Source organism: Klebsiella sp. RIT-PI-d, assembly GCF_001187865.1.
In the GTDB taxonomy this organism is placed as follows: Bacteria; Pseudomonadota; Gammaproteobacteria; order Enterobacterales; family Enterobacteriaceae; genus Superficieibacter.
Genome location: NZ_LGIT01000009.1, coordinates 252031 through 269884, shown reverse-complemented (window position 1 = coordinate 269884; position 17854 = coordinate 252031). Strand labels below are relative to the sequence as shown.

The following is a 17854-nucleotide window of genomic DNA, read 5'->3' as shown; positions in this document are numbered from 1 at the left end:
ACGTCAGTCTTTCGCTTTGACCGTCGCTAATTTTGCATTAACCGGAATATTATGACTTTCCAGCCCCGGAACCTGGTCATGCAAATCAAAATCCAGTGAGACATCTTTAGAGAAGAACAGGCAGTGAGTAGAGCCACCAAAGTGGAACATACCCAGCTCATCGCCTTTCTTAACGTGCTGTCCTTCGAAAACGCGAATGTCACAGGTAGAGACTTCCGCCATCCCGACAGCCATAAAACACATCAGACCGATGTCTTTATTGTCGGCTTCAATGAAAATTAACCCTCGCGTCGCCACTTCAGTAATGTATCCCTGAGAAGCATTCGGGCCTGAGTCGTCACGCCCCTGAGACAGGGCTTCTGAATAATAAGTGCCGTCAATAATTTTCGTTTTAACGATGCGTCCGGACACCGGCGCATGCCAGCGATGGTAGCTCAGCGCACTCAGGAATGCCTGATAAACCGTACCGCCCTCGAAATGGGCAGCCATCGCGTCATTGTCCATCATAAAATTCAGTGAGTAAGGCTGTGCTTTCAGCCAGAATTTATCAACGGGTTTAACATCAGTGACCAGACGATACGGCGCTGATTCACAGGCATTAATGATAACACTATCATCTTCCGGCGATGCGACAGGACGTACGCCGTCGCGGAAACGACGGGTAAAGAAATCGTCCCATGAGGTGAAACCGTAATGTGGCTTCGTCGGATCGCACTGGAAATCGTCAACAAACGTTGGCATCGCTTTGCGCGCACTTTCGCCAAACCAGCCGTTTTTCGGATGATCATTCAGGACCTTAGCGCTCTCTGGAGACTGCAGAAATACCGCCCACTCATTGAGGATTTTTTTCAAATGCGCATTGATTTTTTCGTTAAGAAAAGCGCTCCAGCCATTTTCAGTGGCCATTGACCAGTTAAAAATAGCGTTAAAAGGAAAGCCTACCAGCCCGGTCTCATCAAATTCTGGTGCATGCGTCATAATAACATTCATCAACTGCAGCATGTGCTCATAGTCGCGAACCTGAGGCAGATTTGCCGGTGAATGTTTCAGGCGATGCGGAACTTCTTCAAACATTTCATTAAAGTACATGAAGATGATCGGATCACTTTCAATAAAGTCCTTAAACTCCTGAATGACGGGTAATAGCGGGCGCGTTGAACACGCTTCTTCTTTCATTATTTTTTTCAGCCAGAATGCCAGCGTCTGCTCATCTGAAGGCATCCACTTACCGGTGATATAGGTATTGTTAGCGGGCAAAGATTGGTCTGTCATAATATCCTCAATTTAATTAATTTTTAACTTAGAATGAATAGATTTCCGGGAGCATGCCGTTGAAAAGCATTACCAGTGAAATAATAGCTACAGCCACCATAACTACACTGATAATAAATTCGCTACGTGTAAATGCAGGCTCATCTGGCGATTCTTCTTTTCTGGCTTTATAGAAAACCAGTAAACCGATGGTATAGATTACGCAGCCCACCAGAATATAGGACAAGCCAGCAGCGTAAATTAACCAAAAGCCATAAACGGTTGCAATAATACTTGTCAGGAGCGCCGTAGTGGCACCATACGCCGCTTTCATCGGGTACTGTTTAGTGAATATCAGTCGCCACAAATATGCAGATGAACCGATATAGGCTGGCAACAGAATAACGCCGGTAATTGACAGCATTACATTCCAGGCATTATTTGAGAAATACACCAGCAGCATCGCCAGCTGCATGACGACAGTGGATGTCCATAATGAAACGTTGGCAACACCCGCGCTGTTGGTTTTAGCGAATACTTTTGGAAATGCACCATCTTTTGCACATGCCCAGGGCAGTTCCGCTACCAGCATGGTCCATACCAGCCAGGAGGAGAGCAGCGCGATGATGACCCCGACGTTGATCATGATCTCACCCCAGTGTCCTACCAGTTGTGACAGGATCGCCGCGGTGGAAGGCGGTGACATGGTGGCCAGTTCGCCTTGAGAGAAAAATCCGTACGGCAAAACAGAGACGGCAACATACAGAATGGTGGTGATGATAAAACCAAAGATTGTCGCCTTACCGACGGTTTTAGCATCCGACTTATCGGAAAGTACAACCGCGCCTTCAATACCGATATACATCCATAGCGTCACCAGCATGGTACTTTTAATCTGGTCAAAGACGCTACCCAACGGTTTATCATGCAGCGCGTTGGATTTCATATTGCCCCAAAAATCAATGGAGAAATGATGATATTCAATGGCGTAAAACAGCGCGATCGCAATAAAGATAAGGACGGGAACAAATTTAGCAATGGTACCGATATTATTCAGTACGGTTGCCGCTTTTACGCCCCGAATGACCATAAAACTCATTCCCCAAATACAAACAGAGGCTAACGCGACTGCCTGCCAGGTATTTCCTCCCTTAAACCACGGTGGGAAAAAGTAGTTCAGTGCATCCATCAAAAGAACGGCATAGCCGACGTTACCAAAGGCAGTGGACATCCAGTAGCCCCAGGCCACGAGAAACCCGACCAGTTTGCCGAATCCCGCTCTGGAGTACATATAGATGCCTGACTTCATTTCAGGTTTTACACTGGAAAGGATCTGAAATGTTTTTGCCAGAAAGAAAATACCTAGCGCGGTAACTATCCACGCGATAATAATCGCGCCGAGTGCCGCGGACTGCGACATATTTTGTGGAATATTAAATATACCCCCACCGAACATGGCGCTGACGACTAATAGCGTCATCGCCAGGATACCCAGCTGATGACCAGCTGAAGTAGCCTTAGGCTTTTTATTTTCCATTATTAATTCACTTATAAAGGTAATAGAATAGCGTTATGTATAGCTGCTTTGGTAAATAATTTATTAGCTACTGATATTATCAGTTTCCATAAAAAACGTTATCAGAGCATGCAGCTATTTATGTATTACTATTCCTACACGAGTAAGATATAAAAGGTAGAGTGCTACAGGTCAGGATAACGTATAAAACAGATAGATAGTCTGATAATAGTTTTTGGACTCGATGAGTTAACCTTCTCCGCACCTGCAATGTGCGGAGAGTGTTCTTTTATCATTATAATGACTTATTTAAAATCAACAGCCATTTGCTGAGGGATGGACAACCCACGGGTGGTTTGCACACAGCGAGATAAATAGTCGGTGAAACGCGGTGGTTTACCCATTCCCAGACTCAATAATTTATCATTGCAAAAGCGCACATTCATCATGGCAAATGAACCGTATAAGCGCATCGCTCTTAACATCAGTCTTTCGTTACACGGACCAAAGATTGAATTGAGTTGATGACGCATTTTAACCAGTGCCTCATAATCTACCTGAGTATACTGTTCTGCAATCGGCTGTTCCTCAAGCGCTTTAGCCATTGCCCGATCGATGTCCGCAAATTTCACGCTGTTTTCTTCCCCGGCAGAAATGTGCACTACTTCGCCTTGTTTTAGATCGCTTTCAAGAAGCATCAATAGCGCGTTGGCACAATAGTCGACGGGAATAACATCAATTTTATCATCCAGTGAACACATGAACTTTTGCAGCATTAATCCCATCCGGAAGACCCAAAAAATACTGCTCGACGGCTGGCATCCGTACTGAGTATGTCCAACAACAATCGACGGTCTGGCAATCGCCAGCGGCAGATCCGGACAATTTTCACGCATTAAACGCTCAATGGTCGATTTAGAATGGGTATATTCCACCAGATGCTCGGCATTCTGCGGGAATTTTTCACTTTCCGGCACCAGTGAATCCGGCTTCGGAGTACAAGACATTGCGGTACCCACGTGTAAAAAGCGCTGCAGCGTTTTAACATCATTCATGCGTTTAGCAAATTCAAAGGTGCCTTCGACATTCACTTTTTTGATCAGCGGATTATTGCCGAATGATGCTACAGCGGCGCAGTTGATAACGTGTGTTACATCATCAAGTTCAACAGAATTCAGGAATGTGGAAGGTGTAGCCAGATCGCCCAATAAAATGTTCGAGGTATTCAGATTTTGCAATTTTGCTTCGTCGACATTGAACTTGCGCATATTATCTTTTACACGCTCCAGCGCGGCGCTGCGATCGCTGGCGCGAACCAGCAATAATAGATCTACATCTTCATTATTATTAATGATTTTTTCCAGTACTGCTCCACCCAGAAATCCTGTAACACCTGTAATTAATAACTTTTTCATTTAAAAAAAACCTCACCAGTAACAATTGGACTTAAGTTTACATGTATGATCATAAACAATTTCTAAATGATGACGGCAGCAATGAAATAAATAAGTGGCATTAGAAGAAGCCTGACTGCATTACGATGAAATAACACTAACTTAGTAAAACTTTAAACCGCGGATAAACAACCGCCCGTTAATTAAAATCACTTCAGGACGTTTACACTGTGTTTATTATTATATCTCTTTTCAGCTCAACCCATATAAAAAGCCATGCGATAGCGCATGGCTTTTTAAGCGAGGTGGTTAATAACCGCGTTAGCCGGAATTATGGCTCCAGGTAAGAGTTCTCATTTACCACTTCTGACGGGGTATAGAGATATCCTGGAGGTGGTGCAATACCCCAGTCTGAAGACCATGCGTAAACCCAGCCGTTCTCTGGCACAAAGCTATTTTCAAGCTGCCATGTTTGATAGCCAAGCATGGACATTTTCAGGAATTTGTAGGGCTGCTTACCAATCAACTGATATTCTGTTCCTTCTACTTTGCCGAGCACGGTAACATACCGGCTGCGGAAGTTCTCAGGGTCAAGGAAGTTATTGGTGTAAACCAGTACACGCCCCTGGTAAGGAGACTGAATTTTCGGTCTGGCGTACTCATTCAACGGCAATACGGCCAGCTCAAGGATAGTCGAGGACTTAAGATTGATGACGTTAATAACCTTACCGCCTACACGTACATCCTGTCCCTGATAACTCTCCGGGCTAATGGCGATCTGCTCATATGACGCGGAGCTAACGGCAACATTTGCGCCTTTAATACTGTCAGGTATTGTGGCACAGCCAGACAGTAAAAGTGTGGAAACGACGGCTAAGCTCGCCAGAGTTTTTTTAAAAACGTTATTGTTTAACATAAATTTTCTCATGGTTTAAAATTTCACTTACTACATTTAAATCGGTCATATCCCCACACTTATATAATTAGCGTCGGTCTATTTCCGGATAATAGTTTGCTGAGACTCAGGCAGCGTTAGTCATTCCCCCCTGGGTAAAGGGAGGTCTGGCAAACCACACCAGAATAGTGAGCATCACAAATGCTATTGATGAAAGACGAAATATTTCATTAGCAGAAATAAGCATCCCCTGTTGAGTAATCATATTATTTACCTGCTCAAGCACTTGCGAGAAAGAAAATCCTGACTGCCCTGCCTTTTGATAATATTCATTGAATATTGGATTAAACTTGTTTATAGGTCCGGTTAACAGCCCATGCTGGCCTGATTCCCAGCGACTCCACAGGGTCATCGTCAGCGACGTCCCGACTGAGCCGGCTAACGTACGGAAAAAGTTGCTCATACTGGATGCATTAGCAAATTTATCATCCGGCAATCCTGAAAGCGTAATCGTCGTGAGCGGAAGGAAAAAACAGGCTACCGCACATCCCTGCAATATTTGCGGGCTAATAATCCCGACAAAGTCGATACCCGTCGTGAAAGTGACCGATCGCCAGTAGTAACAAATGGCATAGACAACAAAACTGAACGTTACCAAAATGCGCATATCAATTTTATTACCGTAGAAGCCAATGATCGGCGACAAAATCAGCGGCATTAATCCTATCGGCGCATATGCCAGGCCAGCCCATATCGCATTGTATCCCATCGTTTCCTGAAGTAACTGCGGCATTAGCACAATTGCACCGGAGTAAAAAAGAAAAGCGCAGGTGGTGCAAATTATCCCAATAGTAAAGTTCCGTGATTTAAACAAATTAAGATCGAGAATGGGATGCTCATCGGTTGACTCCCAGATAATTAGCGATACCAGGGCCAGAATCGAAACCACCGCCAGGATCAAAATAGTATTAGAGTTAAACCAGTCTAAATCTTTGCCTTTATCTAGCATCAGTTGTAACGCACCGACGCCAAGCACCAATAGTACTAAACCAACGTAATTCATTTTCACCGATTGCGTCTCTGTCTCCCTGCCTTTTAATAAGGTTGCCGAGAGTGTGACGGCGATAATCCCCATTGGAACATTAATAAAAAATATCCATCCCCAATTAAAATTATCGCAAATATATCCGCCTAAAATGGGCCCACAAATGGGGGCAATAATGACGGTCATTGACCACATTGCCAGAGCAAACGTCCGCTTTTCCGGTGGATAATTTCTCAGCAGCAGGCTTTGTGACAGCGGGACGAGTGGCCCCGCCATTGCACCCTGCACTACCCTGAAGAAAATCAGCATATCAAGGCTGGTTGAACAGCCACAGGCCAGTGACGCCAGCGAAAAAAGAGCCACTGAGGTTAAAAAAAGGCGTAACTCACCAAAACGCTGAGCCAGACGTCCGGTTAAAGGAATTGATATCGCATTGGCTACCCCAAAAGAGGTGATAACCCACGTTCCTTCATCCGTTGAAGCCCCCAAAAAACCTGAAATAGTCGGGATCGCCACATTGGAAATCGTCGAGTCCAGCATTTGCATGAAGGTCGCCATTGAGAGCGCAAAAGTCATGAAAATCAACATTGCACCGCGCAGTGGCTCCGGTGATGATTTTACGCTCTCCATCAGGGCTGACCATTCAGATTAATGATTCTGGCGATCTCCATCTCTACCGGCGTGGTATCAATGACAAGTGCATCGCTGACGTAAGCCGGAGAGCTGGTCACAACGGTTGACAGTTCCGGTAAGGCTTTGCGATGGCTTGCGCCAATATCAATAGTGGCATTCATTGACAAACCAATACGCAGCGGATGCTGGCTCAGTTCATTTTCATCCAGCACCACGTTTACCGGCACGCGCTGAACGACTTTAATCCAGTTGCCAGAAGCATTTTGCGAAGGCAGCAGTGCAAACGCATTGCCGGTCCCCATATTGATGCCTTTAACATGACCATGAAAAATCACTTTATCGCCATACAGTTCGCTGGTAAGCGTGACCGGCTGGCCGATACGGACATTGGTCAGCTGCGTTTCTTTAAAATTGGCATTCACCCACATTTGTTGCGCGGGCACTACTGCCATAAGCGGCTGAGCCGGGGTAATTGTCTCGCCAACCTGAACATTACGCTGTGCCACGTAGCCGGTTACCGGGCTACGGATATCCGTTCTTTGAAGCGCAAGCCACGCCTGCTTCATATTATCGGCCGCCTGCAGCACCTGCGGCTGTTGTGCAAGCGAGGTATTCATAATGAGCGTTTTGTTGGCTTTGTAGGCCTGTACGGCGGCATCCAGTGCGGCATTACTGCTTATTACACTGTCTTTTGCATGTTCAAGATCTTCGCGTGCGATAACGCCACTCGCCGCGAGGCGTTGCCGTCTCTGATAATCTTCTGATGCCTGCTTTGCCTGGATCTTTGCCGCGTTAACATTGGCCAGATACTGAGAATCCAGAACATATAGCTTGCGCATTTCACGTACCGTATTGGCCAGATTGTTTTTGGCCTGGTTGAAGGCAATGATTGAATCTGTTTTATCCAGCCCGATAACGATATCCCCCTTGCGCACGAACTCGGTATCGGTGTAATTAATTGTCGTCACGCTACCGTTAACTTGTGATGAGACGGCATTCATATTGCCCGTCACATAGGCATCATCAGTATTAACCTGGCGACTCAGGACGAGATCCCAGTAGAAAAAAAGGCCAATAAATACCGGAAGTACGATACCTAAAAAAACAATAAAATATTTCTTTCGTGATTTTTTCTTTTCTGACGCTTCAGACCGTTCCACGTTAATTTCTCATATTAAGCTTATATTTTAACATCTCACCATAACATTTACGAAAACGTAATATGTTATTAACACAAATGATGCACCGCAGGATATTTCGACTGTGCACAGGATAAAAAATTATCAGAAACTTAATAGTAGATTTTCCTGATATTGTTGCCATACAATTCCTACAACTGTAGTTTTACGCCGTCAGAAAAAATCATAAGCCATTGATTATAAATCATAATTTAGACACCTTGCATTCGTTATCGTTTTGTTTAGTTTCTCCCTTTTAATATGGGCTCTCAATATTGAATTCTTTTTGCACTACATTCAGCGCCTGACGTAAAATTGATCATCATTTAAACCTGGTTTCTCTGTCGACAACTGTATTCACAGCAAAAAATATTATTAGCGGAATAAGGCATTAGAAATGAAAGCAATTATCATTGACGATCACCCGCTCGCCATTACGGCTATTCGCAATCTGCTGCGTAAGCACTCAGTGGAAATTGTTGCCGAATTGAGTGATGGTTCTCAAGCGGTACAGAGTATGGAAAAGTTGCAGCCTGATATTATGATCATTGATGTTGATATTCCGGGCCATAACGGTATCCAGGTTCTCGAAATGCTGCGCAAGCGCCATTACACCGGGATTATCATTATTGTTTCAGCTAAGAATGATTATTTTTACGGTCGCTACAGCGCAGAGGCTGGCGCCAATGGATTTGTCAGTAAAAAAGAGGGCGTTAACAATATTATTGCGGCCATTGAGGCTGCGCGAAATGGCTATAGTTACTTTCCTTTCAGCATGGAACGGTTTACCGGACGGCTGACATCCGACCAACAAAAACTGGACTCGTTGTCACGGCAAGAAATCACCGTGCTGCGCTTCATTCTTGATGGCGATGATAACAATGCCATTGCAGAGAAAATGTTTATCAGTAATAAAACCGTTAGCACCTATAAAAGCCGGTTAATGGATAAACTTCAATGCAAATCATTGATGAGCCTTTTTACTTTCGCACAAAACAATAAAATCTGGTAACCGGATGCATTTTCTCAATTATATTCTCATCCCCTTTTTTCTGTTTTTCTCTCTGCAAGGCCATACGGCCTTATCCTGGACTGACCACGCTATTCAGTTCACCAACGGCAGCGTCGAGCTTGACGATTTACGTTTAACCGATGACGAGCTTCGCTGGCTGAACAGCAAAAAGCATTTTTACATCGGTATCGATCGTACGATGCACACCGCCCTTTTACAGACTGAACCTGGCCAGCAGGCTAAAGGGATTAACGCTGATTATCTTGGGTTACTGCAACAAAATCTGAAAGTTAATATTGTTCTGCGGGTCTATCCAACTGCAGTGGATGCCGCCAACGCCCTCGAAAAAGGCGAGGTGGATATCATGTTGACCGATCTGCTTAACGCCCGGCCGAAGGAGACAATCTTTAAAGTGTCTCAACCGCTGATCACCACCTTCCCGGTGCTGATCACGACGGTTAATAACACCATGCGCCCGATCAGCACCACTAAACCGGTGAGCATTGCGCGGGTTAATGGCTACCCGGCCAGCACCATGATTTTCCGTTCATTTCCCAATGCTACCATCGTTGATTATGACGATCATTACGAGGCGCTGGCGTCAATTGCTTCTGGCGATAATCAGTATTTTGTCGGCAGTAATATTATTAGCAGTACGTTGATCTCACGCTATTTTACCCATTCGCTGAACGCTATCAAATATTATGATTGCCCGTGCCAGCTCAACTTCTTTTTTACCCGTAAAGAGACATCCGTGCTGTCTTCTATTCTCGACAGATTTGTCAACAGCCTGACCAATGAGGTCAGAAGGGATGTGATGCAGAACTGGCTTAATGTCGGCAATTTGGGATTTGTTAATCAACCGCTGGCATTAACCGCTCAGGAAAAAAAATGGATCAAGAATCATCCCACGGTCAAGGTGCTGGTTAACTCCTTTCATCCGCCGTTTTCAATGACTGATGAGCAGGGTACGCCGCGGGGCATCATGGGCGATCTGCTGAATATTATCGAACTGCAGACCGGTATGAAGTTCGTTCCGGTTTCTTCGCCCAATGGCCCTTCGGGCATGGAACTTAATCCGGATGGAAAGTGGGATATTTTTCCCGGAGCCATTTATTCAGAACAACGTGAACATCAGGTTGCCTTTACTGACACGTTGATGATGACGCCCTATGTCTACGTCATGAAAAAAGACCTGATGAAAGTGCAAAAACTGAAACCGGGAATGAAGGTCGGTTTGCCGCCTTATTACGGTCTTGATGCCACGCTGAAAGCGCGCTACCCCGAAGTGGAATGGATAGAGATTAAAAATGCCAGCGCGGCGTTTCATCAGGTTCAGGAGGGAACACTGGACGCGCTGGTGACCACTCAGCCAACGGCGCAATATATGCTTGACCATTACTACCCGGATACCCAGGTCTTCTATCGCCTGCGGCATACACCGCGCGCGGCAATTACGTTTGCGCTGCCCAGGGATCAGCCGGAACTGAAAAGTATTATTGATAAGGCATTTAATAATTTGCCGCCGAGCGAACTGCTTCGTTTAACTGAAAAATGGACCAAGATGCCTAACGTTACCATTGATACGTGGGATCTTTATAGCCAGCAGTTTTACATAGTTACCGGCCTGTCAGTGGCCCTGATCGTCAGTAGCCTGCTCTGGGGATTTTATCTGTTACGCGAAGTTAACCGTCGTAAGGCCATACAGGGCGATCTTGAAAATCAGATTTCGTTTCGTAAAGCGCTGTCCGACTCTCTGCCAAACCCGAGCTATGTGGTCGATCCGCAGGGGCATATCAGGAGTCACAATAGCGCCTTTTCGCAGTATTTTACCCCGGAATACTACGCGACCGCCGCACTCCCGTTGACCGATGCGCAGTCGCCCTTTTCAACCGTACTACGCGAATTTGCCGAAATGAGGCTGGAGGCGGACGGCTATCGCCCAATAAATACGCGTGAAATGGAGATCAGTAACGGCACTACAACGCGCTACATTCAGCACTGGCTAACGGTGTGCGATCTGCCCGCCAGCGCCGACAAAGTCTTTATTTGCGGCTGGGAAGATATTACCGAAACGCGTTCGCTTATCCACGCGCTGGAGATTGAAAAAAACAAAGCTATTAATGCGACGCTCGCCAAGAGTCAGTTTCTGGCAACCATGAGCCATGAGATAAGAACCCCGGTCAGTTCAATTATGGGCTTCCTTGAGCTGCTCGCGAGTCAGACACAAACCCAGGAACAGAAAGCTGAGGCCATCAAACTGGCCTATTCAACGGGACACTCTCTGCTCGACCTGATTGGCGAGATCCTTGATGTCGACAAAATTGAGTCCGGCAAATATCAATTACAGCCTGAATGGGTTGATATTACCCGCCACCTTACGGGGATCCATCGGGCGTGGCATACGCTGGCGGCTAAAAAGAACATCGCATTAACGATCGATCTTGCAATCGATCCGCACAGCGCAGTAATGATTGATCCGCAGGCGATTAAGCAAGTGCTTACCAACCTGCTCAGTAATGCGCTGAAGTTTACGCATGCCGGTGTTGTCAAACTCAATGCTGCGCTGATTGTAGGAGGTAACGATATGGCAAAGCTGGTCATTGAGGTGGCAGATTCAGGCTGCGGGATCAGTCCTCAAGAGCAGAAGCTTCTGTTTCAACATTACAGCCAGACACAGTGCGGACGCCAGCAAACGGGCTCAGGCCTGGGATTGCTGATCTGCAAACAGCTGGTGAGCAAAATGCAGGGTGAACTTAGCGTAGAAAGCCAGCCGGGTATCGGCTCGACCTTCACCTTGACCCTTCCGGTAGCCGTCACATCCCGTAAAGACTGTGTGGCAGACGATCAAGAAACCGCTTATCCACTGCCCGCGGGGCTGCGTATTCTTGTCGCTGACGATCATCCCACTAATCGCCTGCTGCTTAAGCGGCAACTCAGCACGCTAGGCTATGACGTCACAGAAGCCTGCGATGGTCAGGATGCGCTCGATAAAGTTAGTCAGCAGCACTTTGATTTGCTTATCACCGATGTCAACATGCCTCGCCTGGACGGTATTGAATTGACGCAGGCTCTGCGTCAGAACCATACCCCACTCACCATCTGGGGATTAACCGCCAACGCGCAGACTCATGAACGCGAACGCGGGCTTAACGCAGGCATGGATCTGTGCCTCTTTAAACCGCTGACGCTTGATATCCTCAAGCGCCACCTGAGCCAGCTTTGCGGGACGACGCCGTTGGTTGTCGATTACCATCATCTTGATCTTCAGGCACTGCAGGCAAATACCGAAAGCGACCCTGAGTTAATACGCGAAATACTGACCACCTTTAGCGACGCCTGCCGTGATGATTTAACCATGGCACGACAAACCTGGGATCGTCAGGACTGGCACACGTTCAAAAGGCATATTCATCGCATCCACGGTTCAGCAGGGATCCTTAATCTGGTCGCGCTGCGGGATATTTGCCACCAGCTTGAATCGCTGCCTGTGCCGCCTGATATTCAGCCTTCCCTTCAGTTGCTCAATAAGCTGGAAGTCTGTTCAGCAGAAATTGAACGGGAAATTGCGCACTACCTTAAACATGCCGGGGACTAAATCCGCCGCCGGGAAAGGAATTATCCTCTTCCCGGGACTCACCGGCTCAGGCAAATTCCCGGCGTAATGCCTCGCCATGCTGATCCAGCGTGGCGGCACCTGGACGAACATGCGGATCCGGGTAGCCGCTGATTTTAATGGGGTTGCCAGGCATCCGGATGCCGCCGGCTTCTATCATCATGTTTCTGGCCTGCGTCTGCGGTAATTCAATCGCTTCGGCAACGCTAAGTATCGGCGCTACAGGTACACCGGCCTCACCGATACGGGCGAGCCAGGTGGCGGCGGTTTCACTGGACAGTACGGCTTCGATCTCCGCTTTTAGCACCGCCTGATTCTCCACCCGCAGCACATTAGTGGTATAGCGCGGATCGCTGGCCATATCCGGCCGTTGCAGGGCATCACACAGCGCGGCAAACAGTCTGTCGTTGCCGCAGCAGATGCTGACAGGTTTATCTGCCGTGGCAAAAACGTCAAACGGCGCCATATACGGATGACGATTGCCCAGACGCGCTGGCGTCTTATGAGTGGCAATGTAACTCATCATTCCATGCTCAAGAAAAGTGAGCGTAGAGTCGAACATGGCAATATCTACATGCGCCCCACGGCCGGTTTTCTGCCGTGCGTACAGCGCGCTGGCGATGCCGCAGAAAAGATACACCCCCGCGCACAGATCGGAAATAGAAGTTCCCACCCGCACACCAGGGCCATCGGGAAAGCCCGTCTCCATCATAATGCCGCTCATGCCCTGAATAATCGTGTCGTAAGCAGAGGCCTCTTTTAACGGACCGGTATGACCAAATCCCGAGGAGGAGGCGTAGATCAAACGGGGGTTAATCTCCTGTAGCGTCTCCCAGGAAAAGCCCAGTTTTTCCAGCGTGCCCGGGCGAAAATTTTCCGCCAGCACGTCGGCTTTTTTCAGCATATTGATGAATATCTGCCGATCGTGTTCGGTTTTCAGGTTGAGCACCACACTCTCCTTTCCCCGATTGACGAAGCTGTAATATAACGACTGATCGTTCAGGAAAGGGCCTAACAGTCGGGTGTCATCGCCGTGGCCCGGCGGCTCGATTTTGACAACGCGCGCACCCAGATCGCACAAAATTTGCGTGCCAAAAGGACCATTCAGCACGTGCGTCATATCAATCACCAGCAGGTCACTGAAAGGGCCGGGAATTTTTGCTTCACTCATTAACTTGTACTCACTCACGGATGGCAAAATGCACGACGCGCCCTTTGCCATCAACATATAAAACGACTCAGGAGACCAATCGGCTGATGTAAATCCACATTGGTGCGGTGATCATAAAGCCGATAACGCTGACGGCGAGAGACGCTGTACCCGCGCGGGTGTAGATCTGGAACCGGCTGGCGATGATAATGCCTGAGAAAGCAGGCGGCAGCGCGCCAACCAGTACCGTCATCTGCAACTGTTCTGCGTCAAGATGGAACAGTACGCCCACTATCAGCAATACCAGCGGCATCAGGATCAATTTCAGGAACGTGTTGTAGGCAATTTCCCAGCTGAACTCAAACTTGTGGGCTGCCAGCGTCAGGCCTGCTGCAAACACGGCGACGCCGGAGTTAGATTTAGCGATCAGATTAAAGCAAGGATCCCAGGCCGCCGGAATTTTAATGCCGACCAGCACGACAAGCGTTGCCAGGACAGGAACCCATACCACAGGCTCTTTCGCCGCGGCAATCAATGCGCTGAATTTATTCGCGCCTTTTCCCTGCTGATCGGCAGAAGGATTGAGCAAATACAACCCGAGTGGGATGGTTATCGCATTGACAATAATAGAGATAATGGCAACCACCAGCCCGGTCGACACGGACGCGCCGTAAATAGGATCGAGGACCGCAAAGCCAAGAAAGCCGACGGTCGGTGAACCGGCAATCAGCGCACACACCGCCGCTTCCGCATGCGTACGTTTAAAGAACTTGTAGCAACTGAACCAGGAGAACAGAAAACATCCCACAATGACGATCAGTGAAATCAGCGTCAGTCGGGTATCAGCAAAAATCATGTCACGATTGGCACGGGCAATTGAGACAAAAAGCGCCGCAGGGAGGGCATAATTCAGCACCAGCTTGTTGAGCGCTCTCGCCTGATCTTCACTAAACGCCTGGCGTTTACCGCTGATATATCCCAGCAGCATAATCACGATAATTGGCAGCAAATCGCCGGTAAAAAAAGTAAACATCGGAAATTATCCTTTAAATACCCCCTGGGTAAAATGCAGGGGGTACAGATGACGACAAAGCCTTATTGATTGGTGAGATGCTTTGGATTTAACGTTGTGATATGCCCGCTTTCCGTACCGGCCGCAGGATCGATCACCACGTTAATAAGCGACGGTTTGCGGGACTGAAGACTGGCAATCAGCGCAGCACGAACGTCCTTCTCGGTGGTGGCGTGATAGCCGATGCCGCCAAAAGCCTCAATCATTTTGTCATAGCGCGCATGACGCAGCAGATCGGTCGGAGCAGGATCGCCATTGCCGCTAAGGTTTTCACCATCGCCCCGATAAATGCCGTCATTATTGAAAATGATCACGGTTACCGGCAGGTTGTACCGGCAGATGGTTTCGATATCCATGCCGCTAAAGCCAAATGCGCTGTCGCCCTCAATGGCCACCACCGATTTGCCAGTCGTGGTAGCGGCGCCAATGGCATAGCCCATACCAATCCCCATCACGCCCCAGGTACCGCAGTCCAGACGGCGGCGAGGTTTATACATATTGATAAGGTTTCGCGCGTTATCGAGGGTATTGGCCCCTTCATTGACAAGGTAAATATCGCGATAGTCCGCCAGAACATCGCCGATCACCCGCAGCGTATTGAAATAGTTCAGCGGTGCCGTCACGGTGTCTAATTTCAACGCCATTTTCTGGGCATTAGCCTGTTTATGGACATCCAGCATATCGCGCCATACCAGAGGCGCGATAAAAGGACGCAGTGCCAGCTCAGAAAGCAGAAGCTGCATTGAAGAGGCAATATCGCCCACCACCGGTGCGGCAATTTTGCGATTGCTGTCTATTTCCTGGGGCTCGATATCCAGTTGAATAAACTGCGTATCTGCTGCCCATCCTTTTTTGCCGTGGTTCAACAGCCAGTTGAGACGCGCACCAACTAATACCACAACGTCGGCATTTGCCAGGGCAAACGAACGCGCGGTCGCCGCCGAAAGCCGATGCGTATCTTCCAGCAGTCCTTTCGCCATCGACATGGGCAGGAAAGGGATTTGCGTGGTTTCGATAAAATCACGGATCGTCTTATCAGCCTGAGAATATGCCGCGCCTTTCCCCAGAATAACCAGCGGACGTTCCGCTTTTGCCAGCAGAGACAGTGCACGCGTAATGGAGGCATCATCCGGGAGCTGCTTTAATGCCAGAGGCTCAACCTGAACAATACTCTTTTCCGCGTCATCGATGCTCATGGTGGCTGACAGGACCTCAGCAGTCAGGTCAAGATAAACGCCTCCCGGCCGTCCTGATGTGGCGGCACGAATGGCACGAGCTAGTGCGATACCCAGATCTTCAGGTCGATTAACCCGATAAGACGCTTTTGCGTAAGGCTTTGCCGCATTCATCTGATCCAGCTCTTCATAATCGCCCTGCTGCAGGTCGACTTTTGCACGGTCGCTTGAGCCACTGATCATGATTACCGGGAAACCGTTGACCGTGGCATTCGCCAGTGCGGCCAGACCGTTCATAAAGCCTGGTGCAGAAACGGTCAGGAAAACGCCCGGCGTTTGGGTAATAAAACCGCGAATGGCAGCAGCGTGACCTGCAGATTGCTCGTGACGAAAGCCAATATAACGAATACCTTTTGCCTGAGCATGACGAGCCATATCCGTAACAGGAATGCCCACCACCCCATAAATACATTCGATATTATTTTTTTTCAGCGCGTCGACGATAATATGCATACCGTCCGTCAGCGCGTGTTCATCCGACATAGTAATGTGTCCCAATATTCGACAAGAAAGAGGAGCCACCGACTCCTCTACTCATTAAATTGCGTTATTATTTTTCAGCGCGGTAATTTGCTCATCGCTGTAATTAAGTTCTTTTAAAATCTCAACGGTATGTTCACCCAGCAGAGGCGCTGATTTAATTTCCGGAGTGAATGCTGAGAATTTCATCGGGCAGCCGACCGTCAGGTATTTGCCACGCAGAGGCTGATCGACCTCTACCACACTGCCGCTTTCGCGTAGTGAGCTATCCTCGGCAATTTCCTTCATGCTCAATACTGGCGCACAGGGAATATCAAAAGAGGTAAGATAAGTCACAGCGTCGTGTTTACCCATGGTGAGGGTAAATTGTTCGATAACATTGAAAATATCGAAAATATGCGGCTGACGTGCTTTTGCCGTATTATATGCGCTGTCGTTAATCCATTCTGGTTTGCCGATCGCTTTACAGGTATTTTCCCAGTTCTGTTCCTGAATGGTAAAATAAATATATGCATTAGGATCGGTTTCCCATCCTTTACATTTTAGTATCCAGCCAGGCTGACCGCCGCCGCCCGCATTGCCGCCACGCGGCACTGCATCGCCGAAAGTGCCGTTCGGATATTGCGGATACTCTTCCAGATAACCTACGCGCTGCAGGCGCTGCTGATCGCGCAGTTTGACGCGGCAAAGGTTAAGCACGGCATCCTGCATCGACATAGTGACGCGCTGGCCGAGACCGGTTTTTTCTCTGTAGAGCAGCGCGGCAAGCAGACCGATCAGCAGATGCATGCCGGTATTACTGTCACCAAGCGCTGCCGAGCTAACCAGCGGCGGGCCATCCCAGAAGCCAGTTGTAGACGCAGCGCCACCCGCAGCCTGAGCCACGTTTTCATAGGCTTTCACGTTGACATACGGCGAGCAGGCATTAAATCCTTTAATGGAGCCAAAGATCAGCCGTGGATTAATTTCCTGGATGTGTTCCCAGGTAAATCCCATGTGATCGATAGCACCGGGATGAAAGTTCTCCACCAGAATATCCGCCTCGCGGATCAGCTTCTCCATTATTTCTTTGCCTTCAGCCGTTTTGGTGTTGAGTTCGATAGAACGTTTATTGCTGTTCAGCATGGTGAAATAGAGCGCATCGACATCCGGAATGTCGCGCAGCTGGTGGCGGGTAACATCACCCACACCCGGTCGTTCAATTTTAATAACGTCGGCACCGAACCATGCCAGCATCTGCGTGCAGGAAGGGCCGGATTGAACACCGGTAAAATCAAGAATTTTAATGCCCTGAAGAGGAGTAGTCATGGCTGTACCTTTCATAAATAGAGCGATCTTCGCAGGGTCACACGACATAACGAGGAGTGACCCAGCGAG

Annotated in this window: 12 protein-coding genes; 2 read left to right on the top strand and 10 right to left on the bottom strand. The window is 48.2% G+C overall.

All coding sequences use genetic code 11. The features are described 5' to 3' along the window. Positions 1-3: 3 nt before the first annotated feature. The 6 genes from AC791_RS07855 to AC791_RS07830 form a co-directional block, all read right to left on the bottom strand. A complete protein-coding gene (locus tag AC791_RS07855) occupies positions 4-1272 on the bottom strand; it encodes a phosphatidylserine decarboxylase family protein (protein WP_049839916.1) in 1269 nt (422 codons plus the stop codon). A 28-nt stretch (positions 1273-1300) separates the two neighbouring features. Then, positions 1301-2788, bottom strand: coding sequence for a basic amino acid/polyamine antiporter (locus AC791_RS07850; protein ID WP_049839915.1), 1488 nt, complete (start codon positions 2786-2788; stop codon positions 1301-1303). A gap of 284 nt (positions 2789-3072) precedes the next feature. Continuing rightward, entirely contained in the window at positions 3073-4182 is a 1110-nt protein-coding gene (locus AC791_RS07845; RefSeq protein WP_049839914.1) for an SDR family oxidoreductase, read from the bottom strand. A 310-nt stretch (positions 4183-4492) separates the two neighbouring features. After that, a complete protein-coding gene (locus tag AC791_RS07840; protein ID WP_049839913.1) occupies positions 4493-5077 on the bottom strand; it encodes a Slp family lipoprotein in 585 nt (194 codons plus the stop codon). 106 nt (positions 5078-5183) lie between these two features. After that, positions 5184-6731 (bottom strand): DHA2 family efflux MFS transporter permease subunit, encoded by a 1548-nt coding sequence (locus tag AC791_RS07835; protein WP_049839912.1) that lies wholly within the window; start codon positions 6729-6731, stop codon positions 5184-5186. Beyond that, entirely contained in the window at positions 6731-7894 is a 1164-nt protein-coding gene (locus tag AC791_RS07830) for an EmrA/EmrK family multidrug efflux transporter periplasmic adaptor subunit (protein WP_049839911.1), read from the bottom strand. Before AC791_RS07830 ends, AC791_RS07835 begins: the two co-directional genes overlap by 1 nt. Positions 7895-8309: 415 nt before the next feature. On the opposite strand from AC791_RS07830, the gene evgA reads away from it, so the two are divergent. Both evgA and AC791_RS07820 read left to right on the top strand, forming a co-directional pair. After that, positions 8310-8924, top strand: coding sequence for an acid-sensing system DNA-binding response regulator EvgA (evgA, locus tag AC791_RS07825; protein WP_049839910.1), 615 nt, complete (start codon positions 8310-8312; stop codon positions 8922-8924). A 4-nt stretch (positions 8925-8928) separates the two neighbouring features. After that, entirely contained in the window at positions 8929-12522 is a 3594-nt protein-coding gene (locus tag AC791_RS07820) for a response regulator (RefSeq protein WP_049839909.1), read from the top strand. Between the two features lie 46 nt (positions 12523-12568). Here the strand turns inward: AC791_RS07820 and yfdE are convergent, their stop codons facing one another. The 4 genes from yfdE to frc form a co-directional block, all read right to left on the bottom strand. After that, positions 12569-13711, bottom strand: a complete 1143-nt coding sequence (gene yfdE / locus AC791_RS07815; protein WP_049839908.1) for a CoA:oxalate CoA-transferase — start codon at positions 13709-13711, stop codon at positions 12569-12571. Positions 13712-13778: 67 nt separating this feature from the next. Next, a complete protein-coding gene (gene yfdV, locus AC791_RS07810) occupies positions 13779-14723 on the bottom strand; it encodes a transporter YfdV (protein ID WP_049839907.1) in 945 nt (314 codons plus the stop codon). Between the two features lie 62 nt (positions 14724-14785). After that, positions 14786-16480 (bottom strand): oxalyl-CoA decarboxylase, encoded by a 1695-nt coding sequence (oxc, locus tag AC791_RS07805; protein WP_049839906.1) that lies wholly within the window; start codon positions 16478-16480, stop codon positions 14786-14788. Positions 16481-16534: 54 nt separating this feature from the next. Further along, positions 16535-17785, bottom strand: a complete 1251-nt coding sequence (gene frc / locus AC791_RS07800; RefSeq protein ID WP_049839905.1) for a formyl-CoA transferase — start codon at positions 17783-17785, stop codon at positions 16535-16537. Between the last annotated feature and the right edge of the window lie 69 nt (positions 17786-17854).